Source organism: Lactobacillus sp. UMNPBX19 (assembly GCF_002553805.1).
In the GTDB taxonomy this organism is placed as follows: Bacteria; Bacillota; Bacilli; order Lactobacillales; family Lactobacillaceae; genus Lactobacillus.
Genome location: NZ_PCYR01000003.1, coordinates 54,480 through 66,980 on the forward strand (window position 1 = coordinate 54,480; position 12,501 = coordinate 66,980).

The window sequence follows — 12,501 nt, forward strand, 5'->3', positions numbered from 1 at the left end:
TTAGAGAAAATTATAAAATATAAGACTTAAAAAAATGAAAGGAACAAAGGGATAGGTGTTCCGTTTGTCACCAAGTATGTGATTAATAAGTAAAAGAATAGAAGCTAGAAGGAAAATATATTGTGCAGTATAAAAATCATAGTAAAAAACTAGAATAACAAAAATGATTGTATCACCATAGCCGAATTTATTTTTTAAATTCATTATTAAAAAAATTAAAATTATAGCAAATATTAATCCCCATTCTATTAACTCGTAGTTTAAAAAGGCACGAGTAAGAACGATGATACAAATTAAGGGGAAAAGGAGAGAGATAGGAAAAGAGTGGTCAAAATAATCAAAGATACTAATTAGAAAAATAAAGGTAATGAATAAATAGGAAGATTGATCAAGATAAGGATTTAAGGGCAAAAATGCAATCCCACCGAGTAATTCACAATATAATGCTTCTATAGGAATAGGTGCATTGCAGAAAAAGCAATGTCCCTTATATCGTATAAATGAAAATATAGGAATTTGATTAAGAAGGGTAAGAGGAATTTTGCAACTATCACAGTGAGATTTCTCTGAGATAAAATTTTCCTGTCCAAAACGTTGTACGACTACTAACAAGTGGGAACCGATGATAGTTCCGAATATAAAATTAAGTCCATAAATGAATAATGTTGGCATTTTATACCTCCAATATTTATATACGCAAAATCAAAAAAAGTTTTTTAAATTGTTTACTGAATTAAAAAATCGTGTTACACTAGCCATTGTGCTATTAAAAACATGATGTCCGTGAGGTCAGAAAAGAAACTCCCGGATGTGTGAACAATTTTAGGAGGAAATTTTAATGCCAACAATTAACCAATTGGTTAGAAAAGGCCGTCACTCAAAGACGACTAAATCTGATTCACCAGCTTTAAACTATGCTTACAACAGCATGAAGAAAAAAATGAACTACAACCCAGCACCTCAAATGCGTGGAGTTGCAACTCGTGTAGGTACTATGACACCTAAGAAGCCTAACTCAGCTTTACGTAAGTACGCTCGTGTTCGTCTTTCAAACTTAATTGAAGTTACTGCTTACATCCCTGGTATTGGTCACAACTTACAAGAACACTCCGTTGTTTTAATTCGTGGTGGTCGTGTAAAGGACCTTCCTGGTGTTCGTTACCACATTATTCGTGGTGCTTTGGATACTGCAGGTGTTGATGGTAGAAAACAAGGCCGTTCTAAGTACGGTGCTAAGAAGGGTTAAACAATTAATAGGAGGGACTACTAATGCCTAGAAAAGGTAATATTGCTAAGAGAGATGTTTTAGCAGATCCAGTTTACAACTCTAAATTGGTTACTAAGTTAATTAACCACTTAATGATTGATGGTAAGAAAGCAAAGGCATCTTCAATTCTTTACGATGCTTTTGGTATTATTCAAGATAAGACTGGTAAGGAACCGGTTGAAGTTTTTGAAGAAGCAATGAACAACGTTATGCCAGTTTTGGAAGTTAAAGCACGCCGTATCGGTGGTTCTAACTATCAAATCCCAGTTGAAGTTCGTCCAGAAAGAAGAACTACTCTTGGCTTAAGATGGCTTGTTTCATACGCACGCTTACGTAATGAACATACTATGGATGAACGTCTTGCAAATGAAATTATGGATGCTGCTAACAACACTGGTTCAGCAGTTAAGAAACGTGAAGACGTCCACAGAATGGCAGAAGCAAACCGTGCATTTGCTCACTACCGCTTCTAATCGTTAGTTTGTAAAAGGAGATTAATCTTATGGCTAACAAACGTGAATTCCCTTTGGATAAGACACGTAACATTGGTATCATGGCCCACATTGATGCCGGTAAAACTACTACTACTGAACGTATTTTGTACTATACTGGTAAGATCCACAAAATTGGTGAAACTCACGAAGGTGACTCACAAATGGACTGGATGGAAGAAGAAAAGGAACGTGGTATCACTATTACTTCCGCAGCTACTACTGCTCAATGGAAGGATTACAGAATTAACATTATCGATACCCCAGGACACGTTGACTTCACTATCGAAGTAGAACGTTCACTTCGTGTTCTTGATGGTGCTGTAACTGTTCTTGATGCTCAAGCTGGTGTTGAACCACAAACTGAAAATGTTTGGCGTCAAGCTGAAACTTACGGTGTTCCTCGTATTGTTTTTGTTAACAAGATGGACAAGATCGGTGCTGACTTCGATAAGTCTGTTAAATCATTACATGAACGTTTAAATGCAAACGCACAAGCTGTTCAAATGCCTATTGGTTCAGCAGACACTTTTGAAGGTGTTATTGACTTAATCAACATGGTTGCTGATGTTTATGATGAAGATAAACTTGGTTCAAAATGGGATACTATTCCAGTTCCTGATGAATACAAGGAAGAAGCTTTAAAGCGTCGTAACGAATTAATTGAAGCTGTTGCTGATGTTGATGATAGTATCATGGACAAGTACCTAGGCGGTGAAGAAATTTCTAACGATGAATTAAAGGCAGCTATCCGTAAAGCTACTTTAAACTTAGAATTCTTCCCAGTTTACGCAGGTTCAGCATTCAAGAACAAGGGTGTTCAAATGATGCTTGATGGTGTTGTTGATTACTTACCATCACCACTTGACGTAAAACCTTACGTTGCTCATGATCCTAAGACTGGTGACGAAGTTGAACTTATGGCTGACGATAAGAAACCATTTGCAGCTTTAGCATTTAAGATTGCAACTGATCCATTTGTTGGTCGTTTAACTTTCATCCGTGTTTACACTGGTTCACTTCAATCAGGTTCTTACGTATTAAATGCATCAAAGAACTCTCGTGAACGTGTTGGTCGTTTGCTTCAAATGCACGCTAACTCAAGAACTGAAATTCCAGAAGTATTCTCAGGTGATATCGCTGGTGCTATTGGTTTGAAGAACACTACTACTGGTGATTCCTTAACTGATCCAGCTCACCCACTTATCTTGGAAAGTTTACAAGTTCCAGATCCAGTTATCCAAGTATCTGTTGAACCTAAGTCAAAAGCTGACCGTGATAAGATGGATGTTGCTTTACAAAAGCTTACTGAAGAAGACCCAACTTTCCGTGCTGAAACTAACCCAGAAACTGGTCAAACTTTGATTTCTGGTATGGGTGAATTACACTTAGACATCATGGTTGAGCGTATGAAACGTGAATTTAACGTTGAAGCAACTATTGGTGAACCACAAGTTGCTTACCGTGAAACCTTCACTAAGGAAGCTAAAGCACAAGGTAAGTTTGTTCGTCAATCTGGTGGTAAAGGTCAATATGGTGATGTTTGGATCGAATTTACTCCAAATGAAGAAGGAAAGGGTTACGAATTCGAAGACGCTATCGTTGGTGGTGTAGTTCCTCGTGAATTTATTCCTTCAGTTGACCAAGGTTTACAAGAAGCTATGAAGAATGGTGTTCTTGCTGGCTACCCATTAATTGATGTTAAGGCTAAGTTATATGATGGTAGTTACCACGAAGTCGATTCATCAGAAGCTGCCTTTAAGGTTGCTGCATCTCTTGCTTTGAGAAATGCTGCTTCTAAGGCTGGTGCCGTTATTCTTGAACCTATCATGAAAGTTCAAGTAACTACTCCAGAAGAATACCTAGGTGATGTAATGGGTTCAATCACTGCACGCCGTGGTTCTATGGAAGGTATGGAAGATAGAGCTGGTGCTAAAGTAATCAACTCATTTGTTCCACTTTCAGAAATGTTTGGTTACGCAACTACTTTGCGTTCATCAACTCAAGGTCGTGGTACATTTACTATGGTATTTGACCACTACTCACCAACTCCTAAGTCTATTCAAGCTGATATCATCAAAAAACGTGGTGGCGAAGACGCTGAATAATTTTAATTAGAGAGTTAAAGAAAAGAGATATCGAAGGATATCTCTTTTTTTGTACAAAAAAATAAAATAAAATGCTGAGAAAGCTTGCTATTTAAGGAAAGACACAGTACAATAGTAAACGTGCGAAAATATTGGAGGGGTATACCCCGTGCACAAAAGCAATGCTTTGACGCAAAAGGTTGCGGCACACCAGGCTGCATTGCCACAGAGGTGAGTCGGTAATTTTTGCCGAGCTAGTCATCTTTTAAAGAAGACGAAGGAGGTTATTAGATGGCAAGTCAACAAATTCGTATTAGATTAAAGTCATACGAACATGGTATTCTCGATGAATCAGCTGCTAAGATTGTAGCTACTGCTGAAAGAACAGGCGCACAAATTTCTGGCCCTGTTCCACTACCTACGGAAAGAACTTTATTCACTGTTTTACGTTCACCACATATGAACAAGGATTCACGTGAACAATTTGAAATCCGTACACACAAGCGTTTAATTGATATTTTGAATCCAACACCTAAGACTGTTGATTCATTAATGAAGCTTGATTTACCAAGCGGCGTTGATATCGAGATTAAATTATAATTTAAAACATATATGGAGGTGTAATCATGACCAAAGGAATCTTAGGAAGAAAGGTCGGTATGACTCAAATCTTCACTAAAAACGGTATTTTGGTTCCTGTAACTGTTATCGAAGCAACCCCTAACGTTGTTTTACAAGTTAAAACTAACGAATCAGACGGTTACGAAGCAGTTCAAGTAGGTTACCAAGATATGCGTGAAGTATTGAGCAACAAGCCTGCCAAAGGTCATGCTGCAAAAGCAAAGACTTCACCTAAGCGCTTCATTCGGGAAATCCGCGATGTCGAGCTTAAGGACTACGAAGTCGGCTCAGAAATCACGGTGGACTCATTTAGTGAAGGTGACGTAGTTGACGTTACTGGAACTACAAGAGGTCATGGTACTCAAGGTAACATCAAGCGTTGGGGCCAATCAAGAGGTCCAGAAACCCACGGTTCAAGATACCACAGAATCCCAGGTTCAATGGGTTCAATCATTAACCGTGTACCTAAGGGTAAAAAGTTACCTGGTCACATGGGTGGCAAGAAAGTTACCGTACAAAACTTAGTAATTGAAAAAGTTGTACCTGAAAAGAACGTACTTTTAATTAAAGGTAATGTTCCAGGTGCAAAGAACTCATTAATTTTTGTAAAATCTGCTGCTAAAGCTGCTAAATAGGAAGGAGGACTATAATGGCTAATTTAGAAATTATCGATCAAAAAGGTAAGTCTGCAGGTAATGTAGATTTAAATGAAGAAATCTTCGGTATTGAACCTAATGAAAGTGTTGTTTTTGATGCTATCATTAGACAAAGAGCTGGTAAGCGTCAAGGTACTTCTGCTGTAAAGAACAGATCAGCTGTTCGTGGCGGTGGTAAGAAACCTTGGAGACAAAAAGGTACTGGTCGTGCTCGTCAAGGTTCTATTAGAGCTCCACAATGGCGTGGTGGTGGTACTGTATTTGGCCCAACTCCTCGTTCATACAAGATGGATATGCCTCGTAAAGCACGTCGTTTAGCTATGAAGTCAGTTCTTTCCCAAAAAGTTGCTGACAATGATCTAATCATTCTTGATCAATTAACTTTAGAAGCACCTAAGACTAAAGAATTAAAAGCTATCTTAGATAATGCTAATGTTTCTGGTAAGGTTTTAGTTGTGTCTGATGATAAGAATGTTCAATTATCAGGTAAGAACCTTCCAAAAGTGAAAGTTGTACCTGTTAATGGCTTAAATGTTGTTGATGCGGTTGACTACCAAAAACTTGTATTAACTCAAGACGCTATTAAGAGAATTGAGGAGGTTTTGGCATAATGGATGCACGTGATATCATCTTACGGCCTGTAGTTACCGAAAAATCCATGAACTTAATGGATGATAAAAAGTATACTTTTGATGTGCTTGTATCAGCTACCAAGACTCAAGTTCGTAATGCAATCGAAGAAATTTTTGATGTAAAAGTTAAAAATGTTAACATTATGAACGTTCGCGGTAAAGAAAAGAGAGTTGGTCGTTACACTGGTAAGACTGCTCGCCGTAGAAAAGCAATCGTTACTTTAACTGAAGATTCTAATGACATTAAGATCTTCAATGATAATAAAGAAAATTAGTAAATAGGAGGTCAGTCAATTGGCAATTATCAAATATAAGCCAACTACAAACGGCAGACGTAATATGACTTCTTCCGACTTTGCTGAAATTACCAAGAAAAAGCCTGAAAAGACTTTACTTGAATCTCAAAGTCATACTGCTGGTCGTAACTCATACGGTCATATTACTGTTAGACACCGTGGTGGTGGTCACAAACAAAAATACCGTATCATTGACTTCAAGCGTAACAAGGATGATGTAAAAGCAGTTGTTAAGGCTATCGAATACGATCCAAACAGAACTGCTAATATCGCTCTTCTTCACTACACTGATGGTATTAAAGCTTACATTTTAGCACCTAAGGGTCTAAAAGTTGGTGCTGTTGTTGAATCTGGTCCAGATGCTGATATTAAGCCAGGTAATGCATTACCATTATCTGCTATTCCAGCTGGTACTGAAATTCACAATATTGAATTAAAGCCTGGTAAAGGTGGACAATTAGTAAGAAGTGCTGGTACTGTTGCACAAGTTCTTGGTAATGATGGTAAGTACACTTTAGTTAGACTTCAAAGTGGTGAAGTTCGTAAGATTTTGTCAACTTGCCGTGCTACTATCGGTTCTGTTGGTAATGAACAACACTCATTAATTCAATTAGGTAAAGCTGGTCGTAGTCGTTGGTTGGGTAAACGTCCACAATCTCGTGGTTCCGTAATGAACCCTAACGATCACCCACATGGTGGTGGTGAAGGTAAGGCACCAGTTGGTCGTCCACAACCTATGACTCCATGGGGTAAGAAGTCTCGTGGTATTAAGACTAGAAACTCTAAGGCTAGAAGTGAAAAACTTATTATTCGTCACCGTAAAGGTAACAAATAATTAAACGAAGGAGGTTAATTAATGAGCCGTAGTATTAAAAAAGGTCCTTTTGCTGATGCAAGCCTTTTAAAGAAGATCGAAGCCCAAGAAGGTTCCGAAAAGAAACAAGTAATTAAAACATGGTCTCGTCGTTCAACTATTTTCCCTTCCTTTGTTGGTTTCACAATAGCTGTTTACGATGGAAGAAAACATGTGCCAGTATACATTACTGAAGATATGGTTGGTCATAAGTTAGGTGAATTCGTACCTACTAGAACTTTCCGCGGCCACAAGGTCGCTGATAAGGCCACTACTACAGTAGGTAAATAATAGGAAGGAGAGACATCTAAATGGCAGAACAAATTAGTTCAGCTAAAGCTGAAGCAAGAACAGTTCGCATCGCTCCTAGAAAAGCCCGTTTGGTAGTAGACCTTATTCGTGGAAAGAGTGTTGCTGAAGCTCTCGCAATCTTACAATTTACGCCAAGAGCTGCTTCCCCAATCGTTGAAAAAGTATTGAAGTCAGCTATTGCAAATGCTGAACACAACTACGATCTTGAAAGTGCAAACCTTTACGTATCAGAAGCATACGTTAACGAAGGTGCAACTTTAAAGAGATTCCGTCCACGTGCTAAGGGTATGGCTTCTCCAATTAATAAGAGAACTAGCCACGTAGTAGTTGTAGTATCTGAGAAGAACGATTAAGGGAGGTAAATTTAATGGGTCAAAAGATTAACCCAAATGGTTTCCGTCTCGGTGTTAACCGTGGTTGGGAAGCAAAGTGGTATGCAGACAAAAACTACGCTGACACTTTAAATGAAGATTTACGTATTAGAAAGTTCATCTCTGAAAAGTTAGCTGATGCATCTGTTTCCACTGTGGAAATTGAACGTGCTGCAAACAGAATTAACATTTCTATCCACACTGCTAAACCTGGTATGGTTATTGGTAAAGGTGGTAAGGAAGTTGAAGCTTTAAGAAAACAACTTAGTGCTTTAACTAACAAGAACGTTCACATTAATATTGTTGAAATTAAGAAACCTGATTTAGATGCTAAATTAGTAGGCGAAGGCATTGCTCGCCAACTTGAAGCAAGAATTGCATTTAGACGTGCAACTCGTCAAGCAACTCAAAGATCTATGCGTTCTGGTGCTAAAGGTATCAAGGTTCAAACTGCTGGTCGTTTGAATGGTGCTGATATGGCAAGAAGAGAATGGCATACTGAAGGTAGTGTTCCACTTCATACTTTAAGAGCAGATATTGATTATGCTTGGGTAGAAGCTGCAACTACTTATGGTCAAATTGGTGTTAAGGTTTGGATTAACCGTGGTGAAATTTTACCACAACGTAAGAACAAACCTTCTAAGAAAGCGAAGGGAGGAAACTAATAGTGTTAGTACCTAAGCGTGTAAAGCACCGTCGTGAATTCCGCGGTAAAATGCGTGGTGAAGCCAAAGGTGGAAAGACCATTGCATTTGGTGAATATGGTTTAGAAGCTGTTGAATCTCACTGGATTACTAATAGACAAATCGAAGCTGCTCGTATTGCTATGACTCGTTTCATGAAGCGTGGCGGTAAAGTTTGGATTAGAATCTTCCCACAAAAATCCTACACTGCAAAAGGTGTTGGTGTTCGTATGGGTTCCGGTAAAGGTGCACCAGCTGGTTGGGTAGCTGTCGTTAAAAGAGGCAAGATTATGTTTGAAATCGGTGGCGTTTCAGAAGACGTTGCTCGTGAAGCTTTAAGACTTGCTTCAAACAAGCTTCCAATTAAGACTAAGTTTGTTAAGAAGAGTTCGGAAGTAGGTGGCGAATCTAATGAAGGCTAAAGATATCAGAGCATTAACCACTGATCAAATGTTAGAAAAGGAAAAGCAATATAAAGAAGAACTTTTTAATTTGCGTTTCCAACAAGCAACGGGTCAATTAGAGAACACCGCTCGCTTGAGACAAGTCCGCAAGAACATTGCTAGAATTAAGACAATTCTTAGCGAAAAAGAATTGAGCAAGAATTAGTTAACGGAAGGGAGTTATTAACTTGAGCGAAACTAACGAAAGAAATAATCGTCACGTATACCAAGGTCGAGTTGTTTCTGACAAGATGGATAAGACTATTACAGTTGTTGTAGATACCTACAAGAACCACCCTGTTTATAAGAAGCGTATCAAGTACTCAAAGAAGTATTACGCTCACGATGAAAACAACGAAGCTAAGATTGGCGATACTGTTCGTATCATGGAAACCCGTCCATTATCACATGCGAAGCGTTACCGTCTAACTAAGATTGTTAAGAAGTCAATTTAATTACGCGGATTTTATTGAGGGGAGGATAAACTAGTGATCCAACACGAAAGCCGTTTAAAGGTTGCTGACAACTCCGGTGCAAGAGAACTCCTAGTTATCAAGATTTTAGGTGGTTCTAAGCGTAAGACCGGTAATATTGGTGATATCGTAGTTGCTGCTGTTAAACAAGCAACACCAGGTGGCGTTGTCAAAAAAGGTGATGTTGTAAAAGCAGTTATTGTTAGAACAAAATCAGGTGCACGCCGTGAAGATGGTTCATACATCAAGTTCGACGAAAATGCAGCAGTTGTAATTAATGCTGATAAGAGTCCTCGTGGAACTCGTATTTTTGGGCCTGTAGCCCGTGAACTGCGTGAGCACGATTTCATGAAGATCGTATCTCTTGCTCCTGAAGTCTTATAATTTTTTAGGGAGGTGCACTGATGTTTGTTAAAACAGGTGACAAAGTAAAAGTTATTGCCGGTAAAGATAAAGGCAAAGAAGGCACTGTACTTTCAGTCAACGCCAAGACTAACCGTATCGTTGTCAAAGGTGTTAATAAGATCAAAAAGCATGAGAAACCTTCACAAACCAACGCTAATGGTGGTGTGGTAGAAAAAGAAGGTTCTATCCATGCATCTAATGTAAAAGTTATTGCTAAAAAAGAAGATAACAACAAATAGGAGGGAGGACGCACATGGCAAACAGTTTAGTAGAAAAATACTCAAATGAAATCGCACCAGCTATGAACAAAAAGTTTAATTACGATTCAGTTATGGAAATTCCTAAGATTGATAAGATCGTTTTAAACATGGGTGTCGGTGATGCAGTTTCTAATGCAAAGAATCTTGATGAAGCTGTAGAAGAATTGACTTTAATCTCAGGTCAAAAGCCTTTGATTACTAAAGCTAAGAAATCAATCGCAAACTTCCGTTTACGTGAAGGTATGTCTATTGGTGCTAAGGTAACTCTTAGAGGCGATAGAATGTACGATTTCTTGTACAAATTAATCAACGTTTCTCTTCCTCGAGTTCGTGATTTCCGTGGAATTAGTTCTAGATCATTTGATGGTCGTGGTAACTACACTTTAGGTATCAAAGAACAATTAATTTTCCCAGAAATTGATTACGACAAGGTAAACCGTGTTAGAGGTTTGGACGTTGTTATTGTAACTACTGCCAAGACAGATGAAGAAGCTCGTGAACTTCTTACTGAGTTTGGTATGCCTTTTGCTAAATAATTTGGAGGATATTAATGGCTAAAACATCACAAATCGTCAGAAATCATCGTCCTGCTAAGTTTTCATCTCGTGAATACACTCGTTGCGAGAGATGTGGCCGTCCACACTCTGTTTACCGCAAGTTCAAATTATGCCGTATTTGCTTAAAAGACTTAGCACACAAGGGTCAAATTCCTGGTGTTAAAAAGGCAAGTTGGTAATTAACGGTAAAGGAGGCAAATTAAATGGTCATGACAGATCCTATTGCAGATTACTTGACTAGAATTAGAAATGCCAACATGGCAAAACATACTTCTGTTGAGATTCCTGCATCATCAATGAAGAAATCACTTAGTGAAATCTTAAAGAACGAAGGCTTTATTCGCGATTACCAAGTTGAAGATGATAACAAACAAGGTATGATCAAGATTTTCTTGAAGTACGGTCCTAATAACGAACGCGTTATTTCAGGTTTAAAGCGTATTTCTAAGCCTGGTTTAAGAAACTATGTAAGTGCTGAAAACTTACCAAAAGTTCTTAATGGTCTTGGTATTGCTATCATTTCTACTTCTGCAGGTGTGATTACTGATAAAGAAGCTAGAGAAAAGAACGTCGGCGGCGAAGTTATTGCTTACGTTTGGTAATTTTGACAGAAAGGAGAACTATTAATGAGCCGAATTGGTTTAAAGGTCATCGAGGTTCCTGAAAAGGTCACAGTTACCAAGAATGGTGACGACATCACTGTTAAGGGACCAAAAGGTGAATTAACTAGATACTTTGATCCACGCATTACCTTTGAACAAAAAGATGGAGAAATTCATTTTAGTCGTTCAAGTGAAGCTGACAAAGCTATTCACGGTACTGAAAGAGCAAACCTTGCTTCCATGATTGAAGGTGTAACTGATGGATATGTTAAGAAGTTAACTTTAGTTGGTGTTGGATACCGTGCAGTTGCACAAGGTAAGAAATTAACTTTAAATGTTGGTTACTCTCACCCAGTTGAATTTGAAGCACCAGAAGGTATTACTGTTAAAACTCCATCAGCAACTTCAATTGAAATCGAAGGTATTTCAAAACAAGTTGTTGGTCAATTTGCGGCAGAAATTCGTGACGTTCGTCCACCAGAACCTTACAAGGGTAAAGGTATTCGTTACGAAGACGAATATGTACGTCGCAAGGAAGGTAAGACTGGTAAATAATAAATAGAAAATTTTTGAGGTGAAATTGTGATTTCTAAACCAGATAAAAACAAATTACGCTTAAAGCGTCATAAACGTATTCGTGGAAAGATTTCTGGTACTGCTGAGCGCCCACGCTTAAGTGTTTTCCGTTCAAACAAAAACATCTACGCTCAATTAATTGATGATGTAGAGGGTGTAACGCTTGCAAGTGCCTCAACAAATGATAAAAATATTTCAGCAGAAGGTTCTAAGATGGAACAAGCTGCTGAAGTAGGTAAAGCTTTAGCTGAAACTGCTGCTAAGAAGAACATCAAGAGTGTTGTATTTGACAGAAGTGGTTACTTATACCATGGTCGTATTCAGGCTCTTGCTGATGCAGCACGTGAAAACGGATTAGAATTCTAGGAAAGGAGAATTAACTAATGGCAAACCGCAACGATTCTCGTAGAGATTCTCGTAAAGATCGTAAAAAAGACGATATTGAAGATCAATTAGTAGCAATTAACCGGATCACCAAGGTTGTTAAGGGTGGTCGTCGCATGAGATTTGCTGCTGTTGTAATCGTCGGCGATAGAAAAGGTCATGTAGGTTTTGGTACTGGTAAGGCTCAAGAAGTCCCAGAAGCTATCCGCAAGGCTGTTGAAGCTGGTAAAAAGAGAATGATTAAGGTACCTACTGTTGGTACTACTATTCCACATGAAGTTATGGGCCATTACGGTTCTGGTAACATTATGTTGAAGCCTGCTGAAGCTGGTTCTGGTGTTGCTGCTGGTGGTGCTGTTCGTATTATCATGGATTTAGCTGGTATTTCAGATGTTACTTCTAAATCACTTGGTTCAAATACACCAATCAATGTTATCCGTGCTACTATGGACGGTTTGAGTAAATTAAAGACTCGTGAAGATGTTTTGAAGCTTCGTGAGTCAGCAAAAAGCTTAGAAGATTAAGGAGATTA

General features: G+C 38.5%; 23 protein-coding genes. 22 read left to right on the top strand and 1 reads right to left on the bottom strand.

Annotated features, from left to right (window positions below):
• Nucleotides 1–672 (bottom strand): A24 family peptidase, encoded by a 672-nt coding sequence (locus CP370_RS01675; protein WP_012845639.1) that lies wholly within the window; start codon nucleotides 670–672, stop codon nucleotides 1–3.
• Nucleotides 673–838: 166 nt separating this feature from the next.
• On the opposite strand from CP370_RS01675, the gene rpsL reads away from it, so the two are divergent.
• From rpsL to rpsE, 22 genes are all read left to right on the top strand, one after another.
• Nucleotides 839–1,246 carry a 30S ribosomal protein S12 gene (rpsL, locus tag CP370_RS01680; RefSeq protein WP_003647838.1) on the top strand — a complete coding sequence of 136 codons (408 nt, stop codon included), beginning with the start codon at nucleotides 839–841 and terminating at the stop codon, nucleotides 1,244–1,246.
• A 23-nt stretch (nucleotides 1,247–1,269) separates the two neighbouring features.
• Nucleotides 1,270–1,740, top strand: a complete 471-nt coding sequence (rpsG, locus tag CP370_RS01685; RefSeq protein WP_004895884.1) for a 30S ribosomal protein S7 — start codon at nucleotides 1,270–1,272, stop codon at nucleotides 1,738–1,740.
• Between the two features lie 29 nt (nucleotides 1,741–1,769).
• Nucleotides 1,770–3,866, top strand: a complete 2,097-nt coding sequence (gene fusA / locus CP370_RS01690; protein ID WP_012845640.1) for an elongation factor G — start codon at nucleotides 1,770–1,772, stop codon at nucleotides 3,864–3,866.
• A gap of 270 nt (nucleotides 3,867–4,136) precedes the next feature.
• Nucleotides 4,137–4,445 carry a 30S ribosomal protein S10 gene (gene rpsJ / locus CP370_RS01695; protein WP_004895879.1) on the top strand — a complete coding sequence of 103 codons (309 nt, stop codon included), beginning with the start codon at nucleotides 4,137–4,139 and terminating at the stop codon, nucleotides 4,443–4,445.
• Between the two features lie 26 nt (nucleotides 4,446–4,471).
• Nucleotides 4,472–5,101, top strand: coding sequence for a 50S ribosomal protein L3 (gene rplC, locus CP370_RS01700; RefSeq protein WP_003649467.1), 630 nt, complete (start codon nucleotides 4,472–4,474; stop codon nucleotides 5,099–5,101).
• A 14-nt stretch (nucleotides 5,102–5,115) separates the two neighbouring features.
• Complete coding sequence (gene rplD, locus CP370_RS01705) at nucleotides 5,116–5,733, top strand: 50S ribosomal protein L4 (RefSeq protein WP_004895875.1); 618 nt, start codon at nucleotides 5,116–5,118, stop codon at nucleotides 5,731–5,733.
• A complete protein-coding gene (gene rplW, locus CP370_RS01710; protein ID WP_004895873.1) occupies nucleotides 5,733–6,029 on the top strand; it encodes a 50S ribosomal protein L23 in 297 nt (98 codons plus the stop codon). The genes rplD and rplW overlap by 1 nt, the downstream gene beginning before the upstream one ends.
• Nucleotides 6,030–6,048: 19 nt before the next feature.
• Nucleotides 6,049–6,885, top strand: coding sequence for a 50S ribosomal protein L2 (rplB, locus tag CP370_RS01715; RefSeq protein WP_004895870.1), 837 nt, complete (start codon nucleotides 6,049–6,051; stop codon nucleotides 6,883–6,885).
• Nucleotides 6,886–6,906: 21 nt separating this feature from the next.
• The gene (gene rpsS / locus CP370_RS01720; protein WP_003647831.1) at nucleotides 6,907–7,194 is read left to right on the top strand and encodes a 30S ribosomal protein S19; all 288 of its coding nucleotides are present in this window, start codon (nucleotides 6,907–6,909) and stop codon (nucleotides 7,192–7,194) included.
• A gap of 20 nt (nucleotides 7,195–7,214) precedes the next feature.
• Nucleotides 7,215–7,568: a 50S ribosomal protein L22 gene (gene rplV / locus CP370_RS01725; protein WP_003649465.1), complete on the top strand. Its 354-nt coding sequence runs from the start codon at nucleotides 7,215–7,217 to the stop codon at nucleotides 7,566–7,568.
• Nucleotides 7,569–7,582: 14 nt separating this feature from the next.
• The gene (rpsC, locus tag CP370_RS01730) at nucleotides 7,583–8,251 is read left to right on the top strand and encodes a 30S ribosomal protein S3 (protein ID WP_004895867.1); all 669 of its coding nucleotides are present in this window, start codon (nucleotides 7,583–7,585) and stop codon (nucleotides 8,249–8,251) included.
• A 2-nt stretch (nucleotides 8,252–8,253) separates the two neighbouring features.
• The gene (rplP, locus tag CP370_RS01735; protein ID WP_004895865.1) at nucleotides 8,254–8,691 is read left to right on the top strand and encodes a 50S ribosomal protein L16; all 438 of its coding nucleotides are present in this window, start codon (nucleotides 8,254–8,256) and stop codon (nucleotides 8,689–8,691) included.
• The gene (gene rpmC, locus CP370_RS01740) at nucleotides 8,681–8,878 is read left to right on the top strand and encodes a 50S ribosomal protein L29 (protein WP_003647828.1); all 198 of its coding nucleotides are present in this window, start codon (nucleotides 8,681–8,683) and stop codon (nucleotides 8,876–8,878) included. Before rplP ends, rpmC begins: the two co-directional genes overlap by 11 nt.
• A gap of 22 nt (nucleotides 8,879–8,900) precedes the next feature.
• Nucleotides 8,901–9,167, top strand: coding sequence for a 30S ribosomal protein S17 (gene rpsQ, locus CP370_RS01745; RefSeq protein ID WP_003647827.1), 267 nt, complete (start codon nucleotides 8,901–8,903; stop codon nucleotides 9,165–9,167).
• Between the two features lie 33 nt (nucleotides 9,168–9,200).
• Nucleotides 9,201–9,569 (top strand): 50S ribosomal protein L14, encoded by a 369-nt coding sequence (gene rplN, locus CP370_RS01750; RefSeq protein WP_003647826.1) that lies wholly within the window; start codon nucleotides 9,201–9,203, stop codon nucleotides 9,567–9,569.
• Nucleotides 9,570–9,589: 20 nt separating this feature from the next.
• Nucleotides 9,590–9,829 (top strand): 50S ribosomal protein L24, encoded by a 240-nt coding sequence (rplX, locus tag CP370_RS01755; RefSeq protein ID WP_004895861.1) that lies wholly within the window; start codon nucleotides 9,590–9,592, stop codon nucleotides 9,827–9,829.
• Between the two features lie 14 nt (nucleotides 9,830–9,843).
• Nucleotides 9,844–10,386, top strand: a complete 543-nt coding sequence (rplE, locus tag CP370_RS01760) for a 50S ribosomal protein L5 (protein WP_004895859.1) — start codon at nucleotides 9,844–9,846, stop codon at nucleotides 10,384–10,386.
• 14 nt (nucleotides 10,387–10,400) lie between these two features.
• The gene (locus tag CP370_RS01765) at nucleotides 10,401–10,586 is read left to right on the top strand and encodes a type Z 30S ribosomal protein S14 (protein WP_003647824.1); all 186 of its coding nucleotides are present in this window, start codon (nucleotides 10,401–10,403) and stop codon (nucleotides 10,584–10,586) included.
• Between the two features lie 24 nt (nucleotides 10,587–10,610).
• The gene (gene rpsH, locus CP370_RS01770; protein WP_004895856.1) at nucleotides 10,611–11,009 is read left to right on the top strand and encodes a 30S ribosomal protein S8; all 399 of its coding nucleotides are present in this window, start codon (nucleotides 10,611–10,613) and stop codon (nucleotides 11,007–11,009) included.
• A 24-nt stretch (nucleotides 11,010–11,033) separates the two neighbouring features.
• Nucleotides 11,034–11,564 carry a 50S ribosomal protein L6 gene (gene rplF, locus CP370_RS01775; RefSeq protein ID WP_012845644.1) on the top strand — a complete coding sequence of 177 codons (531 nt, stop codon included), beginning with the start codon at nucleotides 11,034–11,036 and terminating at the stop codon, nucleotides 11,562–11,564.
• A 27-nt stretch (nucleotides 11,565–11,591) separates the two neighbouring features.
• On the top strand, nucleotides 11,592–11,951 hold the full coding sequence (rplR, locus tag CP370_RS01780) for a 50S ribosomal protein L18 (protein WP_004895852.1): 360 nt from the start codon (nucleotides 11,592–11,594) through the stop codon (nucleotides 11,949–11,951).
• 17 nt (nucleotides 11,952–11,968) lie between these two features.
• A complete protein-coding gene (gene rpsE / locus CP370_RS01785; RefSeq protein ID WP_003647820.1) occupies nucleotides 11,969–12,493 on the top strand; it encodes a 30S ribosomal protein S5 in 525 nt (174 codons plus the stop codon).
• Nucleotides 12,494–12,501: the final 8 nt, after the last annotated feature.

What these genes read in the sequence shown, in the direction of transcription:
- CP370_RS01675 (WP_012845639.1), bottom strand. Translation starts at nt 672, where the DNA reads ATGCCAACATTATTCATTTATGGACTTAATTTTATATTCGGAACTATC.
- rpsL (WP_003647838.1), top strand. Translation starts at nt 839, where the DNA reads ATGCCAACAATTAACCAATTGGTTAGAAAAGGCCGTCACTCAAAGACG.
- rpsG (WP_004895884.1), top strand. Translation starts at nt 1,270, where the DNA reads ATGCCTAGAAAAGGTAATATTGCTAAGAGAGATGTTTTAGCAGATCCA.
- fusA (WP_012845640.1), top strand. Translation starts at nt 1,770, where the DNA reads ATGGCTAACAAACGTGAATTCCCTTTGGATAAGACACGTAACATTGGT.
- rpsJ (WP_004895879.1), top strand. Translation starts at nt 4,137, where the DNA reads ATGGCAAGTCAACAAATTCGTATTAGATTAAAGTCATACGAACATGGT.
- rplC (WP_003649467.1), top strand. Translation starts at nt 4,472, where the DNA reads ATGACCAAAGGAATCTTAGGAAGAAAGGTCGGTATGACTCAAATCTTC.
- rplD (WP_004895875.1), top strand. Translation starts at nt 5,116, where the DNA reads ATGGCTAATTTAGAAATTATCGATCAAAAAGGTAAGTCTGCAGGTAAT.
- rplW (WP_004895873.1), top strand. Translation starts at nt 5,733, where the DNA reads ATGGATGCACGTGATATCATCTTACGGCCTGTAGTTACCGAAAAATCC.
- rpsS (WP_003647831.1), top strand. Translation starts at nt 6,907, where the DNA reads ATGAGCCGTAGTATTAAAAAAGGTCCTTTTGCTGATGCAAGCCTTTTA.
- rplV (WP_003649465.1), top strand. Translation starts at nt 7,215, where the DNA reads ATGGCAGAACAAATTAGTTCAGCTAAAGCTGAAGCAAGAACAGTTCGC.
- rpsC (WP_004895867.1), top strand. Translation starts at nt 7,583, where the DNA reads ATGGGTCAAAAGATTAACCCAAATGGTTTCCGTCTCGGTGTTAACCGT.
- rpmC (WP_003647828.1), top strand. Translation starts at nt 8,681, where the DNA reads ATGAAGGCTAAAGATATCAGAGCATTAACCACTGATCAAATGTTAGAA.
- rplX (WP_004895861.1), top strand. Translation starts at nt 9,590, where the DNA reads ATGTTTGTTAAAACAGGTGACAAAGTAAAAGTTATTGCCGGTAAAGAT.
- rplE (WP_004895859.1), top strand. Translation starts at nt 9,844, where the DNA reads ATGGCAAACAGTTTAGTAGAAAAATACTCAAATGAAATCGCACCAGCT.
- CP370_RS01765 (WP_003647824.1), top strand. Translation starts at nt 10,401, where the DNA reads ATGGCTAAAACATCACAAATCGTCAGAAATCATCGTCCTGCTAAGTTT.
- rpsH (WP_004895856.1), top strand. Translation starts at nt 10,611, where the DNA reads ATGGTCATGACAGATCCTATTGCAGATTACTTGACTAGAATTAGAAAT.
- rplF (WP_012845644.1), top strand. Translation starts at nt 11,034, where the DNA reads ATGAGCCGAATTGGTTTAAAGGTCATCGAGGTTCCTGAAAAGGTCACA.
- rpsE (WP_003647820.1), top strand. Translation starts at nt 11,969, where the DNA reads ATGGCAAACCGCAACGATTCTCGTAGAGATTCTCGTAAAGATCGTAAA.